This window comes from Arthrobacter zhangbolii, assembly GCF_022869865.1.
Lineage (GTDB): Bacteria > Actinomycetota > Actinomycetes > Actinomycetales > Micrococcaceae > Arthrobacter_B > Arthrobacter_B zhangbolii.
Genome location: NZ_CP094984.1, coordinates 439,747 through 463,120, shown reverse-complemented (window position 1 = coordinate 463,120; position 23,374 = coordinate 439,747). Strand labels below are relative to the sequence as shown.

General features: G+C 66.5%; 17 protein-coding genes and 1 tRNA gene. 9 read left to right on the top strand and 9 right to left on the bottom strand.

Annotated elements, in window-relative coordinates; all coding sequences use genetic code 11:
• Positions 1-92: 92 nt before the first annotated feature.
• Complete coding sequence (locus MUK71_RS02225; RefSeq protein ID WP_227929393.1) at positions 93-1,070, bottom strand: NAD(P)H-quinone oxidoreductase; 978 nt, start codon at positions 1,068-1,070, stop codon at positions 93-95.
• 62 nt (positions 1,071-1,132) lie between these two features.
• On the opposite strand from MUK71_RS02225, the gene MUK71_RS02220 reads away from it, so the two are divergent.
• Together MUK71_RS02220 and MUK71_RS02215 are read left to right on the top strand one after the other, a co-directional pair.
• Positions 1,133-1,220 (top strand) — tRNA-Ser (locus MUK71_RS02220).
• 156 nt (positions 1,221-1,376) lie between these two features.
• A complete protein-coding gene (locus tag MUK71_RS02215) occupies positions 1,377-2,426 on the top strand; it encodes an SMP-30/gluconolactonase/LRE family protein (RefSeq protein ID WP_227929392.1) in 1,050 nt (349 codons plus the stop codon).
• Between the two features lie 228 nt (positions 2,427-2,654).
• On the opposite strand, the gene MUK71_RS02210 is transcribed toward MUK71_RS02215, so the two are convergent.
• Positions 2,655-4,466 (bottom strand): flavin-containing monooxygenase, encoded by a 1,812-nt coding sequence (locus tag MUK71_RS02210; protein ID WP_227929391.1) that lies wholly within the window; start codon positions 4,464-4,466, stop codon positions 2,655-2,657.
• Positions 4,467-4,669: 203 nt separating this feature from the next.
• On the opposite strand from MUK71_RS02210, the gene MUK71_RS02205 reads away from it, so the two are divergent.
• Both MUK71_RS02205 and MUK71_RS02200 read left to right on the top strand, forming a co-directional pair.
• Positions 4,670-5,158 carry a MarR family winged helix-turn-helix transcriptional regulator gene (locus MUK71_RS02205; RefSeq protein ID WP_227905077.1) on the top strand — a complete coding sequence of 163 codons (489 nt, stop codon included), beginning with the start codon at positions 4,670-4,672 and terminating at the stop codon, positions 5,156-5,158.
• Positions 5,155-5,784 carry a hypothetical protein gene (locus MUK71_RS02200; RefSeq protein ID WP_227905076.1) on the top strand — a complete coding sequence of 210 codons (630 nt, stop codon included), beginning with the start codon at positions 5,155-5,157 and terminating at the stop codon, positions 5,782-5,784. Before MUK71_RS02205 ends, MUK71_RS02200 begins: the two co-directional genes overlap by 4 nt.
• Positions 5,785-5,796: 12 nt before the next feature.
• On the opposite strand, the gene galK is transcribed toward MUK71_RS02200, so the two are convergent.
• From galK to MUK71_RS02175, 5 genes are read right to left on the bottom strand one after another with little or no spacing between them, the layout of a single operon-like run.
• Positions 5,797-7,005 (bottom strand): galactokinase, encoded by a 1,209-nt coding sequence (gene galK, locus MUK71_RS02195; protein WP_227929390.1) that lies wholly within the window; start codon positions 7,003-7,005, stop codon positions 5,797-5,799.
• The gene (galT, locus tag MUK71_RS02190; protein WP_227929438.1) at positions 7,002-8,096 is read right to left on the bottom strand and encodes a galactose-1-phosphate uridylyltransferase; all 1,095 of its coding nucleotides are present in this window, start codon (positions 8,094-8,096) and stop codon (positions 7,002-7,004) included. The genes galK and galT overlap by 4 nt, the downstream gene beginning before the upstream one ends.
• Before the next feature lie 48 nt (positions 8,097-8,144).
• Positions 8,145-9,107: a carbohydrate ABC transporter permease gene (locus MUK71_RS02185; RefSeq protein WP_227929389.1), complete on the bottom strand. Its 963-nt coding sequence runs from the start codon at positions 9,105-9,107 to the stop codon at positions 8,145-8,147.
• Position 9,108: 1 nt separating this feature from the next.
• On the bottom strand, positions 9,109-10,062 hold the full coding sequence (locus MUK71_RS02180; protein WP_227929388.1) for a carbohydrate ABC transporter permease: 954 nt from the start codon (positions 10,060-10,062) through the stop codon (positions 9,109-9,111).
• 10 nt (positions 10,063-10,072) lie between these two features.
• Positions 10,073-11,395, bottom strand: a complete 1,323-nt coding sequence (locus tag MUK71_RS02175; RefSeq protein WP_227929387.1) for an extracellular solute-binding protein — start codon at positions 11,393-11,395, stop codon at positions 10,073-10,075.
• A gap of 177 nt (positions 11,396-11,572) precedes the next feature.
• Here MUK71_RS02175 and MUK71_RS02170 point away from each other — a divergent pair, with 177 nt between their 5' ends.
• The 4 genes from MUK71_RS02170 (at position 11,573) to MUK71_RS02155 (ending at position 20,126) form a co-directional block, all read left to right on the top strand.
• Entirely contained in the window at positions 11,573-12,571 is a 999-nt protein-coding gene (locus tag MUK71_RS02170) for a LacI family DNA-binding transcriptional regulator (protein ID WP_227905064.1), read from the top strand.
• Between the two features lie 153 nt (positions 12,572-12,724).
• Positions 12,725-14,617 (top strand): glycoside hydrolase family 2 protein, encoded by a 1,893-nt coding sequence (locus tag MUK71_RS02165; protein WP_227929386.1) that lies wholly within the window; start codon positions 12,725-12,727, stop codon positions 14,615-14,617.
• An 84-nt stretch (positions 14,618-14,701) separates the two neighbouring features.
• Positions 14,702-15,268 (top strand): septum formation family protein, encoded by a 567-nt coding sequence (locus MUK71_RS02160; protein ID WP_227929385.1) that lies wholly within the window; start codon positions 14,702-14,704, stop codon positions 15,266-15,268.
• Between the two features lie 361 nt (positions 15,269-15,629).
• Entirely contained in the window at positions 15,630-20,126 is a 4,497-nt protein-coding gene (locus MUK71_RS02155) for an ExeM/NucH family extracellular endonuclease (RefSeq protein WP_227929384.1), read from the top strand.
• A gap of 156 nt (positions 20,127-20,282) precedes the next feature.
• On the opposite strand, the gene MUK71_RS02150 is transcribed toward MUK71_RS02155, so the two are convergent.
• Positions 20,283-21,392, bottom strand: coding sequence for a carboxylate-amine ligase (locus MUK71_RS02150; protein ID WP_227929383.1), 1,110 nt, complete (start codon positions 21,390-21,392; stop codon positions 20,283-20,285).
• A 178-nt stretch (positions 21,393-21,570) separates the two neighbouring features.
• Here MUK71_RS02150 and MUK71_RS02145 point away from each other — a divergent pair, with 178 nt between their 5' ends.
• On the top strand, positions 21,571-22,416 hold the full coding sequence (locus tag MUK71_RS02145) for an alpha/beta fold hydrolase (protein WP_227905056.1): 846 nt from the start codon (positions 21,571-21,573) through the stop codon (positions 22,414-22,416).
• 67 nt (positions 22,417-22,483) lie between these two features.
• Here the strand turns inward: MUK71_RS02145 and MUK71_RS02140 are convergent, their stop codons facing one another.
• Positions 22,484-23,365, bottom strand: a complete 882-nt coding sequence (locus tag MUK71_RS02140; RefSeq protein ID WP_227905054.1) for a DUF2382 domain-containing protein — start codon at positions 23,363-23,365, stop codon at positions 22,484-22,486.
• Between the last annotated feature and the right edge of the window lie 9 nt (positions 23,366-23,374).

The window sequence follows — 23,374 nt, the reverse complement described above, 5'->3', positions numbered from 1 at the left end:
ACCTAGAGATTACTACCACGGGGGTGTGTTACATCACGTTAAAGCGCGACGGCGGCCGCACCGGGTGGGCGGCCGCCGTCGTTGTCCTTTCGCTAGACGGTCAGCAGGATCTTGCCGGTGTGCTGTCCGGAGTCGAAGTACTCGTGGGCGGCGGCTGCCTCAGCCAGCGGGAAGGTGCGGTCCACCAGCGGGCGGATGGCGCCGGAGGCGAGCAGCGGCCAGACGTACTGGCCCACGGCAGACATGATGGCGCCCTTTTCCTCCACGGGGCGTCCGCGCAGGGTGGTGCCGATGACGGCGGCCCGCTTGGCCATCAGCTGGTTCAGGTTCAGTTCGGCCTTCGCCCCGCCCTGCAGGCCGATAATGACCAGGCGTCCGGCGACGGCGAGCGCGTCCAGGTTCCGTTGCAGGTATTTGGCGCCCACCACGTCCAGGATGACGTCGGCTCCGTGGCCGTCCGTCGCTTCCCGGACCGCTTCAACAAAGTCCTGTTCCTTGTAATTGATCAGCACCTTCGCGCCCAGCGAATCGGCCAGCTCCAGCTTTTCAGCGGATCCGGCAGTGACGATCGGGACGGCGCCGAACGCGGCAACCATCTGGATGGCCATGGTGCCGATCCCGCCGGAGGCACCGTGGATGAGGACGTAGTCCCCTTCCTGTACGGCGGCGGCCATAAAGAGGTTGGAGAAGACGGTTGCGGCGGTTTCCGGCAGCGATGCTGCGGTGACCGCGTCGATGCCGTCCGGCAGGGGCAGGACCTGGACGGCGGGTACGGCCACCTGTTCGGCGTAGCCGCCGCCGGTCAGCAGGGCGGCTACCTCGGTGCCCACGGCCAGTCCCTCCACGCCCTCCCCCAGTGCGGCGATCCGGCCGGAGACTTCCAGGCCGGGATATTCGGAGGTTCCCGCCGGGACCGGGTAGTGCCCCTGGCGCTGCAGCACGTCTGCACGGTTGATGCCGGCGGCAATGACATCAATCAGCACTTCCCCGGGCCCGGCTTCGGGCGCCGGGACATCCTGCACTTCCAGGGCCTCGGGGCCGCCGGGTGTTCCAATAACGATGGCTTTCATGCTGTCCTTCCTGCTTTGGGGAATTTTGGTGATTTCATCCCTTCTGCCAGACTACATAGTGAGGAAGGTTGTCCGAGCGGCCGATGGAGCTGGTCTTGAAAACCAGTGTGCGGTAACCCCGTACCAAGGGTTCGAATCCCTTACCTTCCGCACAGACACACCGGAAGCGGTCCCGTCACGGGGCCGCTTCCGGTGTTTAAGGCTCCGTTTAAGGGCTCCGTTCCGGGCGGCAGGGCACGGACTAAATAACTTAGGCTGGTCCTAAGTAATTGAGTCCGCAGTCCCCCACCACGTCGGAGCCGCAGTATGTCCCACCATCTCCAGCCCATCTCATGGAGGAAGCCGGCTGGCCTGGCCGCCATCACCCTGACCCTTGCACTCACCGGATGCGCCGCCGGCAACGATCATGATCAGCCGGCGTCGGGCATCGGCATACACGGGGTAGAGGAGCGCACCGCTGAGCGCGTGGTCCAGGTCAGCTCCGTCCATCCCGAAACCGGAATGACCCTCATCGAGGGCCCGACGTTCGGTCCCGACGGCGGCCTGTTCGTTGTTGATGTCACCGCCCCGGCCGGCGCCGCGAAGGTGATGCGGGTGGATGTGGAAGAGGAGTCAGTTTCCCCGGTGTACACCGAAGGCAACGGTGCCTACACCTCAGCGCAGTTCAGCCCGAAGGACGGCCGGATCTATCTGACGGACTTTGCCGGCGGAAAGATCGACAGCATCACCGCCGACGGTAAGGACCACAGGACCTTCTTCACCGGCGACGTTGACGGTGTCCCCATGCGCCCGGACGACCTCGCCTTCGACGAGGAGGGCAACCTCTTCGTCAGCGACTCCACCGGCTACGCCGATCCGGCGTGGGAGGCACAGGGCCGGGTGGTGCGGATCGACAAGGACACCGCCGAGGCCACCGTCCTGGCGGAGAACCTTGCCGCTCCGAACGGCATCTCCTTCAGCGAGGACTTCAAGGCGCTGTGGGTCAGCCAGTACATGGACAACCGGATCGACTACCTGGTGTTGAATGAGGACAAAACCGAGGTCGCCACGTCCCACCCCGGCATGCACTTCGACGGCGGCACGAGCCAGACGGATTCCAACGCCGTGGACGCCGACGGCAACGTGTACCAGGCCGTCCACGGTCAGCCCCGCATCTTTGTCTACAGCCCCGAGGGCGAACTGCTCTCCACGGTCACCGTCCCCACCGACGACGCCGACGGCCTCACCTCGGCCACCAATATCGCCATCAAACCCGGCACCACCGAGGCCTACCTGACGGCCAGCGGCCCGGACGGCGGTTTCATCTATGAATTCGATGCCCTCTCCACCGGCATCCGCCAATCAAACGGCGGCTAACCTCCACCCAACTAAAGGCGGCAACCTAGGACGCGCTGGCGGGGCCTGTTTTGTTGCCTGCCCCGGTGACGTACCGCCGTAGGGGCCTGGCGGAGGCGGCTTTAATATTCCAAGCGAGCTCTGCGAGCTCTGGAATTTCGTTGCCGCCGGAGCCAGGCCCCGCAGGCGGGGCCGAGCAGGCGGGGCCAAGGCTGCCAGGCCCCGCACACGGACCAGGACAAAGAGGCGCTAAACCTCAGTCACGAGCACATCCTCGATGAACTCCCCGCGCCACTGCTCCAGCATCCGGTGGAAGACTACCGGCCCCGGGCTGAAGGAGAAGCTGACGGGCGGCGGGTTACCCTCGCGGTTGTAGTAGCCCGGTGTGCACTCCGCGGCGAACTTCCGGTTGTCCGCCGCAGTGCGCTGGATGGTTTCCCCCCAGGCCGCTTCGGCTTCGGCCGTCGGTTCGATGTACCGGGCACCCACCTCGCGTGCCTTGCCGATGACGGCGGCAATGTGGTGTGCCTGTTCCATCAGGATGTGGACGAAGTTCACGGAGTTGGCGTTCTGCAGCGATCCGAGGTGGAACAGGTTCGGGAAGCCGTGCGTGTAGAAGCCGTGCAGGGTCCGCGGTCCGCGCCCCCAGGCTTCCAGCAGGGTCTGCCCGCCGCGTCCGGTCACCGGCATGGCCCCGGAGGTGACACCTGAGACGCCCACCTCAAAGCCGGTGGCGAAGATGATGCAGTCCACCTCGTATTCCTCCTCGCCCACCACGACCGTGTTTTCCGTGATGCGGCTGATCCCGCCGAAGTCCGCGGTGTCCACCAGGGTCACGTTGGGGCGGTTGAAGGTCTCCAGGTAGTAGTCGCTGAAGGCGGGCCGCTTGCACATGTAGCGGTACCAGGGCTTGAGCTTTTCGGCCGCCTCCGGATCGGAGACTTCCTCATCCACACGGGCGCGGATGGCGTTCATTTTCCGGAAATCAACAAGCTCGTCGAGCCGTTCGCGTTCTTCCGCGGAAACGGACGTGTCGACGGCGCCGCTGATCATTTTGCGGTGCAGCTGCGGAACCGAGGTCCAGCCGTCCCGGGTCAGGTCCTCCTCCACCGGCTCCCCGGACACCACGGCCAGGAAGTTCTCCATCCGTTCCTTTTGCCAGCCCGGCTGCAGGGAAGCCGCCCAGGCGGGATCGGTGGGCCGGTTGTTCCGGATGTCCACCGAGGACGGTGTGCGCTGGAAGACCACCAGCTGCTCGGCGTCGCGCGCCACCATGGGGACCACCTGGATGCCCGTGGCACCGGTGCCGACCACCGCCACTTTTTTGTCCGCCAGCCCGGTGAGGTTGCCGAACTGGTCTCCGCCGGTGTAGCCGTAGTCCCAGCGGCTGGTGTGGAAGGTGTGGCCCTTAAAGGAATCGATGCCCGGGATGCCCGGGAGCTTCGGCTGCGTGAGCGTTCCGGAGGACGTGATCACAAAACGGGCCCGCATGGAATCGCCGCGGTCGCTGGAAACAATCCATTCCAGTGCCGCCTCGTCCCATACCAGCCCGGTCACCCGGGTGTGGAAGACGGTGTCGCGGTACAGGTCGAAGCGCTCCGCAATGGACACGGCATGCCGGCGGATCTCTTCCCCCGGAGCGTAGCGCTCGCTGGGGATGTAGCCGACTTCCTCAAGCAGCGGCATGTAGACGTAGGACTCAATGTCGCAGCGGATGCCGGGGTAGCGGTTCCAGTACCAGGTCCCGCCGAAGTCTCCGGCCTCGTCCATCATCCGGATGTTTTCGACGCCGGCCTGCCGCAGGCGCGCTCCGGTCATGAGCCCGCCGAAGCCGCCGCCGATCACCAGTACCTCCACCGAGTCGCTCAGCGGTTCCCGCTCCGTGCGGGGAGTGTAGGGGTCCGTGGCGTAGTAGCCGAATTTCCCCTTGGCCGGCTGGTACTGGGAGGCTCCGTCCGGGCGGATGCGTCGGTCCCGTTCTGCCTTGTATTTGGCCCGGAGGGCCTCAACGTCCAGGCCGTCCGACAGGTCACGTTCATTTGCGGGCGTTTGATAGCTCATTTGTTTCCTTACGTCGCTTGCGCGCCCTGGAAGCACAGCGGAGCAAGGAAGACGAACGACGCCGGGGCGCGCGGGAATGCAGCTTGCTCCCCCTACGCCAACCGGGAACGCCGGTATTACGTTCACCGCCTAAACGGTTAGCCTCACCCTAACTAAATTGGCTGAGTGTTTGCTGACTCCGGTGCTGCGGCTACGGTGAACTCATGAGCGAAGGAAGCGGCGGCACAAGCAACGAGCAGCAGGAACGCGAGCGAATCCTGCGCGACCTCGAAGACCTCGCCGATTCACTGCAGTCCTCATCCGTACCCACCTTTCTCGACCCGCTGCTTTCCACGGACCTGACGGTGCGCCAGCTGAAGGTGCTCACCATCCTGGTCACGTCCGAGGAAGGGGCCACCGGGCGGGGATTATCGGAGTCCTTTGGCGTCTCGATGGCCTCCATGTCCGGGCTGATCGACCGCCTCGTCGCGCAGGGCGTAGCGGTGCGTTCGGAGGATCCCAGGGACGCACGGGTGCGCCGGGTGAAGGCCACGGAGCTGGGCCGCAGCGTGGTCCGCAGGCTCGTCTCGGGACGTCCGGAGCTGAACTTCGACATTCTGGCCAGGCTCGCCCTGGAAGACCTTCGCGCGCTGGAACAGGGCATGCGTGCCGTTGACGCCGAGGTGAACCGCGGGACGGACTCACCAAGATGATGACCGTCCCGCCGGCGCTGATCGCAGGCATCAGCCGGCTGGTCCAAGCGGCCGGGCTGGTGGCCCTGGCTTACCTGCTTGGCCGCTTCCGTGACGCCGGGACCTTGATCTATCTGGGCGGAGGAATCGGGTCCGGCCAGCTGCGGCTGGTTGCCCTGGCCGGAGCCTGGGGGTTCCTGCTCGGATCGTCGGTCGCGATGGTTCCCTGGTTCAGCGGCCTGGTCCGCCACGGGGTGTGGCGATGGTCCGCCGGCATCCTCGGCACAGCCGCCAGTTGCCTCGCGTTGGCACTGCTGGCCGGGTACGGATTCATTGCCCTCCTGAGTTCAGGGCCAGGCTATGAAAAAGTGTCGGCCCCGGCGGGGGAACATACACTGCTAATCAACAACCGGAGTTTCTTGCTGCTCGGGACGCATGTCGTATATGAACAGCAGCACGGACCCGTTTACGTCCTCCGGGACACCGTGCTGACAGATGACGGTTACGATCCGTTCGGCACCGGGGCATTTTCCGTGCAGTGGGGACGCGACAGCGCAACCATCTCCTACGCTGTGCAGTCACCGGTCGAGGAGGGCGACGCAGCTCCCCGGGACGGCCGGGCCGTCATTCCCTTCGGGCCCGGGTAACCCCGAGGCAGCTTAGAGCCGCCCGGCGCCGGCGGCGGGCAGGACGGTAAACAGTGCCGGTTCCTTCCAACCTTTGTCCTCGAAGGCTGCAAGCACGGCCGCCCGGACCTCGTCCTCGGCCTCAGCCCGGATCAGGGCTATGGCCGAGCCGCCGAAGCCGCCGCCGGTCATCCGTGCACCCAACGCACCGGCCGCGAGCGCTGCGTCCACAGCCAGGTCCAGCTCCGGGCAGGAAACCTCGAAGTCATCCCGCAGTGAGGCGTGGGAGGCAACCAGCAACTCGCCGATGCCGTCCACGTTTCCGCGGCGCAGTTCCTCGACCACGGCCAGTACCCGCTGGTTCTCGCCCAGCACGTGGCGCACCCGGCGCTGAACCTCCGCATCCAGTCCGGAGAGGTCCGCATCGGCCGCCACATCCCGCAGCGAGTCCGCGCCGAGGGCTGCCGCGCCGCGTTCGCAGGCGGACCGGCGGGCGCTGTAGCCGCCGTCGGCATGGCTGTGCGCCACCCGGGTGTCCATCACCAGCACCTCCAGCCCGTGGTCAGCCAGCGGAAGCGGCACGTTTTCGGCGTCCAGGGAGCGGCAGTCCAGGAACAGGGCACCGCCGTCCTGTCCCATCAGTGAGGCCGACTGGTCCATGATCCCGGTGGGGGCGCCGACAAACTCGTTCTCGGCATACTGGGTCAGGCGGGCCATCCCGGGCCGGTCCAGGCCCAGGCCCAGCAGGTCATTCAGCGCCACGATCACCGCTACCTCCACGGCGTGCGAGGAAGAGAGCCCGGCACCCACCGGGACGGTGGAATCCAGCAGCAGGTCAAAGCCGGGTACGGAAACCCCGGCACGTTGCTGCAGTGCATAGACCACTCCCGCCGGATAGCTGCCCCAGCCCTCCGCGGCTCCCGGCACCAGGCCGCCGGTCCGGAACCGCGCGTGCGAGAGCCCCCGGCCCTTCTGCCCATAGGTGGAGGCGAGCCGGACGACGTCGGCCTCGTCCTCCGGATCCTGGTCCGGCCGGCGCAGCCGCACGGCGACGAGGGCACTGCGGTCGATCGCGAAGGGCAGCACAAAACCGTTGTTGTAATCCGTGTGCTCCCCGATCAGGTTCACCCGCCCCGGTGCGCGCCACACGCCGTCGGGCTCCTGGCCGTAAACCTCGGCAAACCGCCGGGACAGGCTTTCCGCGCGGTCCTGCAGCGGTTCGGCGTTGACGGCGGCGCTCATGCGCGGACCTCCCGGAGTTTCGCGGCGGTCTGTTCCGCGGTGGTGTCATTGATAAAGGCGCCCATGGCGGCTTCGGAGCCGGCCAGGAACTTCAGTTTGTCTGCGGCCCGGCGCGGGCTGGTCAGCTGCAGGTGCAGCCACCCGGCCTCCCGGTCCGCAGCGGTGACGGGAGTCTGGTGCCACGCCGCAATGTAGGGGGTGGGAGTGTCATACAGTCCGTCCACGCGCTGCAGCAGGTCCAGGTACATACCGGCGAGCTCGTCGCGTTCGGCACCGGACAGTGCAGCGAGGTCCGGCACCTGGCGGTGCGGCACCAGATGGACTTCCAGCGGCCAGCGGGCGGCATAGGGGACATAGGCGGAGAAATGCTCGCCCTGCAGCACCATCCGGTCCCCGGCCTCGGTTTCGGCGCGGAGCAGCTCGCCCATGAGCGGCTGCCCGTGGTCTGCCAGGTGCCGGCGGGAACGTTCGGCCAGCCGCGCCGCATACGGGGCGGCGTACGGGTAGGCATAGATCTGTCCGTGCGGGTGGTGCAGGGTGACGCCAATGTCCTGGCCGCGGTTCTCGAACGGGAACACATGCCGGATGCCGGGCAGTGCGGAGAGCTCCGCGGTGCGCTGCGCCCAGGCCTCCACCACCGTGCGGGCGCGTTCATACGGCAGCTGCCCGAAGGAGGCGTTGTGCTCGGGGGTGAACACCACCACTTCGCAGCGCCCGAACGCGGGCTCGGGGGCGCCCCACAACCGGGCGCCGTCGTCGTCGGCCGGCAGTTCGCCCAGGGCCGGGCCCAGGGACGGAAAACGGTTTTCAAACACAACGACGTCGAAGTCCCCGGCCGGGATTTCGGAGGCCCGGGTGTCCGTGGACGGGCAGAGCGGGCACTGGTCCGCGGGCGGCAGATAGGTGCGGGACTGCCGGTGGGCAGCCACGGCCACCCATTCCCCGGTCAGCCGGTCGAAGCGGACCTCGCCGTTGCCGGAGCGGGGATCGAGCGGACGGGCATCGGAGACCTTGTCCACCGGCCGGCCGCCGCGGTCCGTGAAGAACAGCGATTCGCGGCCGTCCGCCAGCTGATGGCGGCGGTGGACGATGGGCAGTGCGGCATTTTCCTGCCGCGCTGCCGGGGACGTGCTGGACACTTACTGGCCTCCCATGCCGGATGTCGCGAATCCGCGGATGATGTGCCGCTGGAAGAGCATAAAGACGATCAGCAGCGGCAGCGCACCGATCATGGCGCTCGCCATTTCGGATGCGTACTGCACACCATAGGCATTCTTCACCGTACCCAGCCCCACGGGGATCGTCATGATCTCCGGGGAATTGGTCACGATGAACGGCCACAGGAAGTTGTTCCAGGCACTGATGAACACAAAGATCGAGACCGCCGTGAGGATTGACCGGGAGAGCGGCAGCACCACCGAGAAGAACACCCGGAAGTCACTCGCCCCGTCCAGCCGGGCCGCTTCCTCCAGTTCCACCGGAATCTGGTCGAAGAAGTTCTTCATCACAATCACCATCAGCGGCATCACCACCTGCGGCAGGGCAACGCCCAGGAGCGTGTCCGAAAGCCGCAGGGCAATCATCTGGTCAAACAGCGGAACAATCAGGATCTGCGGCGGCACCATCAGCGCGGCAATGGTCAGCACAAACAGCCAGCGCCGGCCGCGGAACTTCTGCCGGGAAAAGGCATAGGCGGCCAGAGCGGAGATGATTACCGTAATCACCGTGACCAGGGTGGAGACCAGGACAGAGTTCCAGATCCACAGGGGGATGTCTCCGGCGGCCAGCACGTTGCGGTAAGCGTCCGCCGTCCACCCGCCCTCGGGCCAGAGCTGCAGCGGCGCAGCCGAAACATCGGCCTCGGATTTGAAGGATGAGAGAACGGCCCAGACCATCGGCAGTGCCCAGAGGGCAGCCAGGACGGCCACCACGGTGTATGCCGCAACCCGGCCTTTCCGTCCGGGGCCGAGGGTCAGGGTGCGCAGGTGTTCGGCTTCCCGCTTTTTCTGGGCCCGGGCGCGGGTCCGGGCGTCGACGTCGGACCCCATGGGTTCCCGGCCGGAGCCGGCCGGGGCGGTTGCCGCTGTTGTGGACGTAGCCATGTCAGGAGTCCTTCCGCTTCGCGAACCACATCTGGGCCAGGGAGACCAGAACAATCAGCGCGAAGAATATGTAGGAGGTCGCGGAGGCGTAGCCGAGCCGGTATCCGGTGAAGCCGGCGTCGTAGATGTACTGCAGGATGGAGCGGGTGGCGCCGTTGGGCCCGCCGGCGGTCAGCAGGAAGATCTGGTCAAAGACCTTCAGCGAGGCCAGTGCCTGCAGCAGCACAATCAGCCCGGTGGTGCTTTTCATCATGGGCAGCGTGATGGAGAACAGCCGCCGCCAGGTGCCGGCCCCGTCCAGCTGGGCCGCCTCATAAAGGTGGTCCGGGATGTTCTGCAGTGCGGACAGGTAAAGCAGGAAGTTGAAGCCCACCGTCCACCACAGGGTCACCAGGGCTATGGACCACATGGCCACCTGCTCATCGCTGAGCCAGCCGACCTGGCTGATGCCGAAACGGTCCAGCAGGCCGTTGATGAGCCCGAAGTCGTTGGTGAAGAGGAAGGCCCAGATGGCAGTGACCACGGAGACCGGCAGCAGGAACGGCGCGAAGAAGGTCAGCCGCCACAGCCACTGGCCCTTGAGCCCGGTGTAGACGAGGTACGCCATGGCGAAGGAAACCAGGATCAGCGGCACCGAGGAAATGACCGTGAAGAACAGGGTGTTGCCCAGGCTGGACCACATCTGCGGGTCGGTCAGGGCCTCCGAATAGTTGGCGAACCCGGCAAACGAGGATTCGTCGTTGACCAGGGACCGGTTGGTAAGGCTCATCCAGAGCCCGTAGATAATCGGCCACACGAGGAAGACTGCGAAGAAGAACAGATACGGGGCCAGGAACCAGTATCCGGTGCGGGACGGGGCCGGCTGCTTACCGGGGCGCCGCCGGGGTGCAAGGCTTGTTCCGGCTGCGGCGGGCGGACGGGGCGTGCTGGCGGGACTGTTGGTGGTGGTGGTCATGGCTGGTTCCTCACGCAGTCGGGTTCGGGGCGGCGAGGAAACGGTCCATGGCGGAGAGCATGCCGCCGACGGCGTCCATTGGTTTCTTCAGTCCGCGGAAGGCATCGGCAAGGGCCTGGGACATCTGGTTCTGGAAGTCGGTGCCTGCCCCCGCGAACCATGCGGGCGGGTCAAACACCACATTGGCACCGGCGGCGGCATAGTCGGACTGCGGTCGCAGGTCCCGGTACTCGGCGGTGTCCTGGGCGGGGAGGTAGGCGGGAATGTGCCCTGCCGTGCCCCACTGCGGTCCGCCGTCCCGGATGACCGAGGTAACGAATTCGTAGACCGAGCGGCGGTGTTCCGCCGTCATGGACCGCTGACGGGGCAGCACATAGCTGTGTGAATCGGCGTACGCGGCGGGGGTTCCGAACATGGTGGGCATCGGCATGGCACCGAGGTTGGGGACGGCGGCGCTGAGGCCGGCGACTTCCCAGACGCCCGAAAGGATCATCCCGACCCGTCCGCCGTTGAAGGCCGCCAGGCCGCCCTCATAGTCCAGGTTGTCCGTCAGCGCCTTGCCGTCCATCCAAGACGCCACGGATCCGATCACCTGTGCGGCTTTGTCCTCGTCCAGGCCGGCTTTCCCGCCCGGCTCGAGGCTCCACTCGCCGCCGGTCTGCCGGTACAGGCCCCAGAACAGCCGCCAGGCCTGCGCGGTGTCCATCAGGTAGCCAAAGCTGATCCCGTATCCGCCGGTGGCTTCCGCGAGTTTGGCCCCTACTTCCTCCAGCTGCTCCGGGGAGGAAATGTCCATGGTCCCGTCGCTGGCCAGTACCCCGGCACGCTCGGCCAGGTCCTGGTTGAAGAAGGAGATGAAGGGGTGGGTGTCCAGCGGCAGCGAGTACAGCTTGCCCTCGTACTGGCAGGACTCCCACACTGCCGGCGCGAAGTCCTTTTCGCTGACGCCCAGCTCTGCCAGCAGGTCCGTGTCCCACGGTTCCAGGAGGCCGCCGGGCGCGTAGCCGGGCATCCGTGACAGGTGCATGATGGCGGCGTCCGGCGGCTGCTGGGAGGCCGAGCTCATGGCGAGCTTGGTGTAATACGGCGAGCCCCAGGAAAGCGTGGTGGGCTCAACGCTGAGCCCGGTCCGTTCCTGGATGTCCGCGATGATGCCGCGCATGTTGGCGCCGTCGGATCCCTGGAAGGGATCCCAGACGGTCACCGGTGTCCGGCTGCCGCTGCCCGCGCCCGGGCTGCCGCAACCGGCCACTGCACCTACGCCGGCTGCCGTGACGGCAGCGGCCAGCGCTCCCCGCAGGAACTGCCTGCGGTCCGGATATCTGGTGTTCATCCTGCTCCATTCCTGGCCGTCGGTGCTGGCTCATCGTTGAGGACAGACTCTGTGGTGAGCTGAACCACATGACGTGGATTCTAACGTTAGCAATCCGCAACCGTCTACTCTTGGTGTCGAAGCAATGAAATACCCGGCCCGGAACCTCAGGGTCCAACAAGGGAAGGGAACCGGCCAGTGAAGCGTGTGGGGATCAAGGAAGTCGCTGAGCGTGCGGGGGTGTCCTGGAAGACCGTCTCCAACGTGATGAACAACCGCCCGGTAGTGCACCCGGAAACGCGCGCCCGCGTCCTGCAGGCCGTGGAGGAACTGGGCTACACGCCCAACCTCATCGGCCGCCAGCTGCGCCAGGGCTCCACCCGGGCCATCGCCCTGGTGGTGCCTGATCTGCACAATCCCTACTTCGGTGTGCTGGCCCAGACCCTCGAGCATGCGGCCAAGCAGCGCGGCTACACCATCTCCATTGAAATCTCCGGCGGCACGGTGGATATCGAACAGCATTACCTGCATGGCTGGCACGGCCGCCTGTTCGACGGGCTGATCTTCTCGCCGTCGGCCGTGACCGCCGAGGCCATCGCCAAACGTACTGATCCCACGCCACTGGTACTGCTGGGCGAACGCATCATCAGCACCGATGTGCCCCACGTAGCCATCGACAATGTCGCCTCCAGCGTGGACCTGGTGCGTCACCTGGTGGAGGGCGGACGACGCCGGATTGCCTTCCTGGGCGCGGACAGCACCGGAGGCATCTCCACCGGAAGCCAGCGGTTCGAAGGCTACAAGGCGGCTCTGCGGTTTGCCGGACTGCCGTACGACGCAGCCTTGGTGGCGGCCACCAACTCGTGGTTCCGCCAGGACGGCTATGACCTCGCACAGCAGATCCTGGCCACCCCCGGGGTGGATGCCATTGTCTGCGCCAATGACCTGCTCGCCGTCGGCGCCCTGGCAGCAGCCCGGGACCTCGGCCGGCAGGTTCCCTCCGATCTGGCGCTGGTGGGCTGGGACAACATCGACGAGGTCAGTTACACCTCCCCCGGGCTGACTTCGGTGGCCCCGGACCTTCCGGCCCTGGCCGAGGCCGCACTGGATTCGGTTCTCGGGGAGCTGGCCGGCGAGGTGGTCATTCCGCACCGCCTGATGGAGCGCGAATCCTCCGCGCCGGCAGTCCGGGCCTGACTCGCCTCCTCCTCAGCCCCCTCGGCCCGCCCTGCCTGCGCCGGCCCTGACGGAGTCTGCTGGGCAGAAAGACGCAAAAATTCTAACGTTGCAATATTGCGGCCCCTGCGGTTGACTGGGATCACAATTTTCACGCCGCCCGAAGGATGTTCCATGACCCTCCCCGCGTTTGACCCGCCCGTAACCGCTACGGATATCCCCCGCCCCGAACACCCCCGGCCGCAGTTCGTGCGGAAAAACTGGGTGAACCTCAACGGCACCTGGGACTTCGAAATTGACCGCAGCGACTCGGGACTGGACCGCGGCCTGCTGGAACGCCCGCTCAACGCCTCCATCACCGTGCCCTTTGCCCCCGAGGCAGAGCTCTCGGGCATCGGCGACACCGATTTTATGGATGCCGTCTGGTACCGCAGGACCATCACCGTTCCGGCAGACTGGGCCGGCCTGCGGCCGGTCCTGCACTTCGGCGCCGTGGACTATGACGCCACGGTGTGGGCCAACGGCACCGAAGTTGCCCGGCACCGCGGCGGATTCACCCCCTTCGACGCGGATCTTTCCGGCATCGCGGCGCCGGGCGACGACGTCGAAATCACCGTCCGTGCCCGTGACCTGCACGGCGAAGTCCAGGCCCGCGGCAAGCAGGCCACCTGGTATGCCAACACGCACTGCCAGTACACCCGCACCACCGGAATCTGGCAGACGGTCTGGCTGGAAGGGGTCCCCCGCACGGCGGTGAACCGCATCCAGGTCACCCCGAACCTGGCCGGCCGCAGCTTCTCGGTCACCGCACCGCTCAGCGCCAACCTGCCCGGCGGCACGCTGACGGCCACCCTCACCGACATGAACGGGCGCACGGTCGCGGAAGCATCCGTGGGCACTGCCTATGACCTGGCTCCGTCCCTGGTGCTTACGGTTCCGGCTGAGGATGTCCGGATCTGGGATGTGGGCGATCCGCAGCTTTACGGCCTGGAAATCTCCCTGCGCACCGGAGACACCGAAGTGGACCGGATCAGCAGCTACACCGCGCTGCGGTCGGTTGGCATTGACGGCAACTCCTTCCGCCTCAACGGCCGCCGGGTGTTCCAGCGGCTGGTCCTGGACCAGGGCTACTGGCCGGAATCGCTGATGACGGCGCCCTCGGACCAGGCCCTGATCGACGACATTGAGCTTTCCCTCGCTGCCGGGTTCAACGGCGCCCGGCTGCACCAGAAGGTCTTCGAAGAGCGGTTCCTCTTCCACGCGGACATGCGCGGCTACCTGGTCTGGGGCGAGTTCGGGGACTGGGGCGTCTCCGGCCAGGGCCCGATGGGTGCCAACCAGAAACCGGATGCCTCATTTGTCTCGCAGTGGCTGGAAGCGGTGCAGCGGGACATCAACCATCCCTCGATCGTGGGCTGGTGCCCGCTGAATGAGACCCACCAGGTGCTGCATGACCGCATTACGGTGCTCGACGACGTCACCCGCGCCATGTTCCTGGCAACCAAACTGGCTGACCCGTCCCGTCCGGTCATCGACGCGTCCGGCTACTCGCACCGCGTGCTGGAGACCGACGTTTACGACTCGCACTCCTACGAGCAGGATCCGGAGGCCTTCCGCACCGAGCAGCAGGGCCTTGCCGAGGGCAGGCCGTTCCTGAACCGGCCCGCCACGCTTGGTGAGATCGGCCTGCCGCACGGACAGACCGAGTACTCCGTCCCGTACGCCGGCCAGCCCTTCTTCGTGTCCGAATACGGCGGCATCTGGTGGAACGAGCAGGAAGCCGCCGAGGCGGAGCAGGAGCGCAAGGCCGTCGGCAGCGACCAGGCCGATTCCTGGGGGTACGGCGACCGTGTCCGGTCCGAGGAGGAGTTCTATGCCCGGTTCGAGGGCCTGACCAACGTCCTGCTCGATGACCCGAACATGTTCGGGTACTGCTACACGCAGCTGACGGACGTCTTCCAGGAAAAGAACGGCGTTTATGACTTCAAGCGGGGCCAGAAGTTCGACGTCGAGCGGCTGCGCAAAATCCAGCAGCGGCCGGCCGCCTACGAGGAGCGGACTGACTAAGGCACACCTGCCATAGGCTGTACGCATGGTTTTCGGCCGCCACGGGGGTGGGCCGCGACAACCGTCATCCAAGGAGTCTCACCGATGAATTCCCCGAAGACCTTCCGCCTGCGCGGACTGGTCCTCTCTGTCCTGCTCGCCGGCCTGCTCAGCGGCTGCACCGGTTCCGACGGAGGGGAGCGTGAATCCGCGTCCCCCGCACCGTCCGCCGAGGCAGACGGGCGGACCGCCTCGGCGTCGGCCTCTGAACCGGCCGCGCCGCCGGTTCCGGCCCGCAGCGTGGACGCGACGGAGCTGGCCCTTGGTGACTGCTTCTCCAATCCGCCGGCGGACGAGGAGCAGGCACAACTCACCGAAGTGGACGTCTTCCCCTGCGACCAGCCGCACGAGCAGGAGGTCTACGCGCTGACCACGCTGCCGGCCGGCGAGTTCCCGGGAGAAGACGCCGTGGACACGGAGGCGCAGGAATTCTGCTCCGCCGAATTCGAAGGGTACGTGGGCCAGGCCTTCGGAAGCTCGGAGCTGGAAGCGGCCTACATTGTGCCCAGCCTTGAATCCTGGCAGTACGCCGACGACAGGGAAATTGTCTGCACGGTGCTGGGACCGATGGGTGAGCCCTCCTCCGAATCCTTCAGGGACGCGGACCGGTAGGGCGATCCTGCCACCCGCAAAAGCGCTGCCGTCCGCGGGGACGGCAGCGCTTTTTTACTGTCCGGGACGTACTCGGACTCCGGAAGTGGAAGTGGGGGCGGGAGCCAGTACACTGTGCTGGCAATCACTTTCTGTCATCCTGGGGGGCTGGCAGTATCGGCTGGCCACCGTACCCTGCAACGTTGCAGGACACCTCACGGTCATCTGGTTGTAACCTGCGTCATTTAGCGTCATTCCGTACCACCCGCCACCACCGCCGTCCGTCCGTCACGGAGCCGGACAGCATCACTTGCGCTACCCCCTTGCCGCACCGCGCGGCCATGACCCGTCGGCCTGCACGGCCGACCAAGGAGTATGAGGCATGAGACCTTCAACCTGGAAGGCCGTGCTGGGAACAACCCTCTCGGCCGGCCTGCTCGCCGCGCCGCTGACCGCGTTCCCGGCTTACGCACAGGACGGCAAAGCTGCCGTCCCCGGCATCATTATCAATGAGGCATATTTGTCCGGCGGCAGCGCCAATGCCCCGTTCAACACGAAATTCGTTGAGCTCTACAATCCCACCAGTGAGCCGGTGAGCCTGGACGGCTGGTCCCTCCAGTACCGCTCCTCCGGTGCCACTGCAGCTCCCACCGGTATTGGTGCGCTCTCGGGCAGCATCGCCCCCGGCGGCTACTACCTGGTTTCGGGCGCCAGCAACGGCACCACCGGTGCAGCACTTCCTGCCGCTGACGCCACCATCGGAGCCAGCTTCTCCGGCACGGCCGGCACCCTGATCCTCTCCAACCAGTCCACCCGGGTGGATCCCCTGCCCACCGGCTCGGTGACCGCCGCCCCCGGCGTCGTCGACCTGCTCGGCTACGGTGCCTCCAACACGTTCGAGACTGCTGCGGCCGGGGCACCGGCAGGAAATTCCGATCCGAAGTCACTGAACCGCACCGGCTTCGCAGACTCCAACAACAACGCCGCGGACTTCACGCTCAGCACCGCCGTCACGCCGACATCCTCCGCAGGTACCGTCACCCCGGAACCGACACCGACGCCCACGCCGACGCCGACCCCGACGCCGACGACACCGCCCGAGCCCGGCGCGGTGGTTCCGATTGCCGAGATCCAGGGCACCGGAGCTGCCAGCCCGATGATCGGCCAGTCCGTCACCACACGCGGCAAGGTCACCGCGGTGTACCCCACCGGCGGCTTCAACGGGTACTACATCCAGACCCCGGGAACCGGCGGAGACCTTGATCCCGCTGCGCACACCGCATCGGACGGCATTTTCATCTTCTCCGCGGCCACGGTCGGCCAGGTAGCCGCAGGCGACTACGTCGAGGTCACCGGCACCGTGGGCGAATACTTCGAGCTCACCCAGCTCACGGTTGCCGCCGGCGCGATGACCAAGCTCAGCGAGGCAGCACCGGAGGTCAAGCCTGCTGCGGTGGCCTGGCCCGCCACGGACGAAGCCCGCGAAACCCTGGAGGGCATGCTCCTGGCCCCGCAGGGGGACTTCACCGTCACCGATAACTTCTCCCTGAACCAGTACGCGGAGATCGGCCTCGCCGCCGGCACGTCCGCGCTGGTCCAGCCCACCGCCGTGGCCGCCGTCGGCACCGCGGAACACGCCGCCGTCGTTGCCGACAACGCCGCCCGGGCCGTAAAGCTCGACGACGGTGCCAGCACCAACTTCCTCAACGCCGCCAACATGGACAAGCCGCTGCCCTACCTGACACCGGAAACCCCGGTCCGGGTCGGGGCCGCAGCCACGTTCAGCACCGGCGTCATCCTGGACTTCCGCAACAGTGCCTGGAAATTCCAGCCGTTGACCGAGCTGACGCCCGCCAACGCCGCAGCGGTCCAGCCGGCGTCGTTCTCCGACACCCGCACCGCTGCTCCCGAGAGTGTGGGCGGCAACCTGAAGCTGGCCTCCTTCAACGTGCTGAATTACTTCACCACCACCGGAGACAGCCTGGCCGGCTGCACTTTCTACAATGACCGCAGCGGAGCTCCCGTCACGGTCCGCGGCGGCTGCGACGCCCGCGGCGCCGCCAATGCAGCCAATCTGGAACGCCAGCAGGCAAAGATCGTGGCCGCCATCAACGCCCTGGGCGCCGATGTGGTCTCGCTGATGGAGGTGGAGAATTCCGCCAAGTTCGGCAAGGACCGCGACGATGCACTCTCCCGCCTCGTGGCTGCACTGAACGCCGAGGCTCCGGGCACCTGGGATTATGTCCGCTCCCCCGCGGCGCTGCCCGCGGACGAAGACGTTATCCGTACCGCTTTCATCTACCGCACCGGCACGGCAGAGCCCGTGGGTGAATCCACCATCCTGGACAATGAGGCCGTCTTCTCCAACGCCCGCGAACCGATGGCTCAGGCCTTCCGGCCCGCCGGCGCTGACGAGGGCACCGAAATCCTGGCAGTGACCAACCACTTCAAGTCCAAGGGCTCCGCCCCGGCCTCGGGTGAGAACGCCGACACCGGGCAGGGCGGCTGGAACGCTGACCGTGTCCGCCAGGCCCAGGCACTGGTGGACTTTGCCGCCACCGCCTCGGAGGCTGCCGGCACCGACAAGGTCTTCCTGCTCGGCGACTTCAACGCCTACCACGCAGAGGATCCGCTGAAGGTCCTCACCGACGCAGGGTACGTCGACCTCGGTGCAACCACCGGCAAGCACTCCTACGCCTTCGGCGGCACTGTCGGCAGCCTCGACCACATCCTGGCCTCCCCGGCAGCCAATGAAGCGGTTACCGGCGCCGATATCTGGAACATCAACTCGGTGGAGTCCGTGGCGCTGGAATACAGCCGCTACAACTACAACGCCACTGATTTCTACGCCGCGGATCCCTACCGGGCCTCGGACCATGACCCGATCCTCGTGGGGATGGACCTCACCGCCGAGGGTACGGACACCTCCACCCTCAACCTGCTGAACATCAATGATTTCCACGGACGCATTGATGCCAACACCGTGCCCTTCGCGGGAACGGTCGAAGAGCTGAAGGCCGGCGCGCCGGAAGGCAGCTCGCTGTTCCTCTCCGCCGGCGACAACATCGGCGCCTCGCTGTTTGCCTCCTCGGTACAGCAGGACGCCCCCACCCTTGACGTGCTCAACGCCCTCGGGCTGCGGGCCTCCGCCGTCGGCAACCACGAGTTCGACGCCGGTTTGGAGGACCTCACCGGACGCGCGGCTTCGGCAGCTCAGTTCCCGTACCTGGGCGCCAATGTCTACACCAAGGGCACCACCACTCCCGCCCTGCAGGAGTACGAGATCATCGATGTGAACGGCGTGCAGGTTGCCATCATCGGCGCTGTCACCGAGGAGACCGGCACGCTGGTCACCCCGGGCGGCATCAGCACCATCGAATTCGGGGATCCGGTCGAGGCCGTCAACCGGGTGGCGCAGCAGCTCGAGGAACAGGACCTGGCCGACGTCATCATCGCCGAGTACCACGAGGGCGCCGGCAGCGGCACTCCCGACGGCGCGGACCTGGAGCAGGAACTGGCCGCCGGCGGGGCGTTCGCTTCGATCATCAATGACACCACCGAACTGGTGGACGCCATCTACACCGGCCACACCCACAAGCAGTACGCGTGGGACGCTGCCATTCCGGGCGGCGACGGCAAGACCCGTCCCGTGGTGCAGACCGGCTCCTACGGCGAATTCGTCGGTCAGATCAAGCTCGAGTACAACGCCGAAACCGACGAGGTGCTTTCCTACACCGCGTCCAACGTGGCACGTACCACCACTGCTCCCGCCGAGCTGGTAGCCACCTACCCGGCCGTTGCCGAGGTGAAGCGGATTGTCGACGCCGCTCTGGCCTACTCGGCCGAAATCGGCAACCAGCCGATCGGGTCCGTCACCGCGGATATCACTACGGCCTTCGTGGGCACCGCCCGCGATGACCGCAGCTCCGAGTCCACGCTCGGCGGGCTGGTGGCGGATTCGTTGCTGTCCACGCTCTCTTCGCCCGAACGCGGCGGCGCCGAAATCGGCGTCACCAACCCGGGCGGCCTGCGCGGCGAGCTCTACTACGGTGAGGACGGCGTGATCACCTACGCCGAGGCCAACGCCGTACTGCCCTTCGTCAACAACCTCTGGACAACCACGCTGACCGGCGCCCAGCTGAAGACGATGCTGGAGCAGCAGTGGCAGCCGGACGGCAGCTCCCGGGCCTTCCTGGCGCTCGGCCTGTCAGACAACATCACCTACACCTTCGATCCGGACCAGCCGCGGGGCTCACGGATCCAGAGCGTGACCGTCAACGGTGCCGCCCTGGATCCGGCCCGGGACTACCGGGTGGGCACCTTCAGCTTCCTGGCCCAGGGCGGAGACAACTTCACCGTCTTCCAGGAAGGCACCAACACCCGCGACACCGGCCTGGTGGACCGGGATGCCTGGATCAGTTACATCTCGGCCAACAGCCCGCTCTCCCCGGACTTCGCCCGCCAGGGCGTAGTGGTCAAGGGAGCACCTGCCACGGTGAAGGCCGGAACGGCAGCAACCTTCACGGTTTCCCAGCTGAACCTGACATCTCTGGGCAGCCCGGCCAACACCTCGCTGGCCGTCAGCTTCGTGAACGCCGCCGGCACCGCAACTCCGCTGGGCACCGCGCCGGTCAACGCAGGTTCGGCGTCCGTCACGGTGACCGTACCGGCGTCGGCCTCCGGAACCGGAAGCCTGGTGCTGACGGCTGCCGGATCCGGCACCACGGTCACCCTGCCGGTAACGGTGGAGAAACCCACCCCGCCGGCACCGGTCTGCAAGGCGCCCACGGCACCGAAGAACTGGTGGGATGTCCGCGGCTGGGTCCGCTACGCCGTCGAGCTGGCGCAGTACGTCCTGTGCCTGGCCGGACGGCGGTAAACCCCGCCCTGCGCTGAGTCCCGCCCTGTCCTGAGTATGGGACAGGGCGGACAGCACAACACACCACAGGAAGCGCCGCTCCGGATATCCGGGGCGGCGCTTCCTGTGGTTGCGGGACGTGTTGGCCCGGGACGTGCGATCGTTTCCGACGCCGGCTCAGGTGCGGTGGCGTTCTAGCAGCGGCGCCGCGCTGACATTGCTGAGGCGAACGGCGTCGGACACCACCGCCCCCAAGCTGCCGGTGCGCGCAAACACGGCACGTTGCCGGCGGGACCCGGTCCCGCGGCCCAGCACCTGCCGGCCCAGGGATTCCACCAGGGCCACTTCGCCCTGCTCCTCCAGTACCGGCCGGACGTATTCCAGCAGTGTTTTCGCCACGGTGGAGTTGTCCGCAATGGCGGCGCCGAGCGGGTCCACCAGTTCCCCGTCCAGACCAAACCGCCCTGCCCGCCATGCGGCCAGCCGCAGCAGGCTTTCCGGGACCTCACGCGGCTGCGCCCCGCTCCGCCATTCCCGGGCAGCTGTTTCCACCAGCGCACGCACCAGGGCGGCTAACAGGACGGCGTCATCCGGGTACAGGCAGACATCAGCTATCCGCACCTCAACGGTGGGGTGGCTGCGGCTGAGCCGGGCATCAAAGTAAATCTGCCCATGGTCCATGGGAACCTGGGTGGCCAGCAGGTCACCGACCAAACGGTGATAATTCCCTGCTGAGCCGAAGACCGGGTACGGTCCGGCCATCGGCCACCGGCTCCAGACCTGGGAACGGTAACTGGCGAAGCCGGTATCCATACCGTTCCAGAACGGGGAATTGGCACTCAGTGCCGCGAGCAGCGGAAGCCAGGAGCGGATCCGGTCCAGAACCGCCACGCCCTCCTCATCGGATTCCACCCCCACGTGCACGTGGCACCCGCAGGTGAGCTGTTCCCGGGCAATCTGCGCGAACCGCTGCTCCATACCGGCGAAACGGCTGCCTTCCGTAAGGGTGGGCAGGCAGGGCAAGGGAGACGTAGCAAGTGCCGCAGCCCGTGCTCCGGCCGCTGACGCGGCCGAGTCGGCGAGCGCCCGGCAGGCAATCAGGTCCGCAGCGAGGGTATCCAGGGCCAGATGCACACGGGTACCCGATTCGATCTGTTCCTGCTTGAACTCCGCCGTCAGCTGTCCGTCCGCCGGGGCCGACGCGCAGATCACCGGCCCCACCGGCAACGGCACGCCGGTGTCGCCGTCGACCAGGAGGTATTCCTCTTCAATCCCGACGGTGCGCATAGCTCCGCCCTTCAGTGGTGGATGCGGCGGGCCGTTGCTTGACCCGGAGCCCAACTGTAAGTCGGCTGACGATATCGGGCAAATACTCTGGCGTGGCAGCTGCTACCGGCTAGGGTGCTGGAATGAGTGTCCACACTGAGGCAGGCAACCGGTGACGGCGGCGGAACGGCGGAGTACGGTGCGCAGCAGGGGCGCCGATCTGGCGGTGTTCGAGTACGGGCCCCCGCCCACTGCGGAGAACCCGGCGCTCCTACTGGTGCACGGGTACCCGGATGATCATCATGTGTTCGACGCCGTAGTTGAGGCACTCGCTGCGGACCGGCATGTGATTACGTACGACACCCGGAATGCCGGGGCCTCACGCGTGGATACCGGGGAGACGGCGTCCTACCGGCTGGATCTGCTGGTGGAGGATCTGTACGCGGTACTGGACGCCACCGGAGCCGGCAGCGTTCATCTGGCCGCCCATGACTGGGGTTCAATCCAGGGCTGGGCCGCCCTGCAGGATCCACGCGCCGAGGAACGCATCCTCAGCTACACCAGCGTTTCCGGCCCGGACCTGGGACATGTTCGGAACTGGCTGGCGTCCCGGGTGCGGACTCCCCTGCGCTGGCCGCAGGCGCTGGAACAGGTGCTCCGCAGTTCCTATGTGGCGGCCTTTCAACTGCCGGCCGTCCCGGAGGCGGCGTGGAAGTACGTGCTGACCCCGCGCTATGAAAAACGGTCAGGGCGGAGCATCGGGGATAACGCCATCCGCGGACTGCAGCTTTACCGGGCCAATATGTTATCCGGGTCCACCCCGCCCATGGGCACGTATGCCGGTCCCGTGCAGGTGATCGTACCGCTGGAGGATCCTTTTATCTCTCCCCTGCTGGCCTCCGGTCTGAAGGACCGTTTCCCCAACGTTGAAGTAGTGGCAGTGGATGCCGGCCACTGGTTCCCGGAAGACAACAGTGCCGAGTTTGCACGCCTGCTGGATCGGTGGATCCGGTCGCATCCGGATAGAAGGACCAGTACCAGCTGACGTCTGGCAGCGGCGGGCCTTCCGGCCGCCGCTGCCATGTTGCGTCTATGGAGGTGCTTAGGAACGGCTACGAGCGGTGACGCCCTTCCGTCCCGTGGCCGCCCTCGCCTTCCATTTCGATCTCTTCCTTGCTGACGTCCTCGCTGACGGTGGCCTCTTCGGTCACGGTTTCGGTGTCCAGCCGGACCCGTTCCACCGGAACGGTGTCCTTCTGTACCACCGGTTCCTCAGCGTGGAGGGTAACCTCGTGTTCCTCTTCGCTGATGGCAGGCCCATCCATTGCCGCGTCACGGTTGGCGTCGGTAATCGGCTCGCGGCGAAGCCTGGGCTCCTCGTGGCTCACCGGGACCGTCTTGGTGACGTTCTCGGTGGTGACATATTTCCGCAGGCGCGCCCGTCCGGATTCCCGGCTCTGCTTGCCCACCCGCAACTGTTCCTCTGACCGGGTCATCGCATCATCGGTGGTGGGACCGGAGGTGTCATGGCCCACCTTGGGTGCGTGCTGACCGCTGGACCGCCCGGACGCATCCACACCGGAGTGCGTTCCTGCGGAACCCGAGGTGCCGGACGAATCCGCCTGCATTCCCCCGGAACCCGAGGTGCCGGACGAATCCGTACGATGGCCGGTCGAGGAGGTGCCAACGGAGTAGTAGCTGTAGAGCTCGTCCTGCTCCTGTTCGCTGATGTGCCCGTCCTCGTCCACCCGCGGTGCATCCTTGACCATGCTCTTGGAGTACGGCACCCGGACTACTGAACCTTCCAGGGTGGCGTCCGCCAGGGGAACAAAGGTCTCGGAAGACCCGAAGAGGCCGGTCTTGGTGGTAACCCAGGCCGGCTGCCCTGTTTCATCGTCCAGGTAGACCTCTCCGGCGGACCCGATTTTCTCTCCGTTGGGGCCTTCGACTGTCCCGTGGTTCAGGATGGCGTCGATTTGTTCGGTGGTGATCACGATTGTCTC

Excerpts from the sequence above, each read along its gene's own strand:
- MUK71_RS02225 (WP_227929393.1), bottom strand. The coding sequence starts at position 1,070 with ATGAAAGCCATCGTTATTGGAACACCCGGCGGCCCCGAGGCCCTGGAA.
- MUK71_RS02215 (WP_227929392.1), top strand. The coding sequence starts at position 1,377 with ATGTCCCACCATCTCCAGCCCATCTCATGGAGGAAGCCGGCTGGCCTG.
- MUK71_RS02210 (WP_227929391.1), bottom strand. The coding sequence starts at position 4,466 with ATGAGCTATCAAACGCCCGCAAATGAACGTGACCTGTCGGACGGCCTG.
- MUK71_RS02205 (WP_227905077.1), top strand. The coding sequence starts at position 4,670 with ATGAGCGAAGGAAGCGGCGGCACAAGCAACGAGCAGCAGGAACGCGAG.
- MUK71_RS02200 (WP_227905076.1), top strand. The coding sequence starts at position 5,155 with ATGATGACCGTCCCGCCGGCGCTGATCGCAGGCATCAGCCGGCTGGTC.
- galK (WP_227929390.1), bottom strand. The coding sequence starts at position 7,005 with ATGAGCGCCGCCGTCAACGCCGAACCGCTGCAGGACCGCGCGGAAAGC.
- MUK71_RS02185 (WP_227929389.1), bottom strand. The coding sequence starts at position 9,107 with ATGGCTACGTCCACAACAGCGGCAACCGCCCCGGCCGGCTCCGGCCGG.
- MUK71_RS02180 (WP_227929388.1), bottom strand. The coding sequence starts at position 10,062 with ATGACCACCACCACCAACAGTCCCGCCAGCACGCCCCGTCCGCCCGCC.
- MUK71_RS02175 (WP_227929387.1), bottom strand. The coding sequence starts at position 11,395 with ATGAACACCAGATATCCGGACCGCAGGCAGTTCCTGCGGGGAGCGCTG.
- MUK71_RS02165 (WP_227929386.1), top strand. The coding sequence starts at position 12,725 with ATGACCCTCCCCGCGTTTGACCCGCCCGTAACCGCTACGGATATCCCC.
- MUK71_RS02160 (WP_227929385.1), top strand. The coding sequence starts at position 14,702 with ATGAATTCCCCGAAGACCTTCCGCCTGCGCGGACTGGTCCTCTCTGTC.
- MUK71_RS02155 (WP_227929384.1), top strand. The coding sequence starts at position 15,630 with ATGAGACCTTCAACCTGGAAGGCCGTGCTGGGAACAACCCTCTCGGCC.
- MUK71_RS02150 (WP_227929383.1), bottom strand. The coding sequence starts at position 21,392 with ATGCGCACCGTCGGGATTGAAGAGGAATACCTCCTGGTCGACGGCGAC.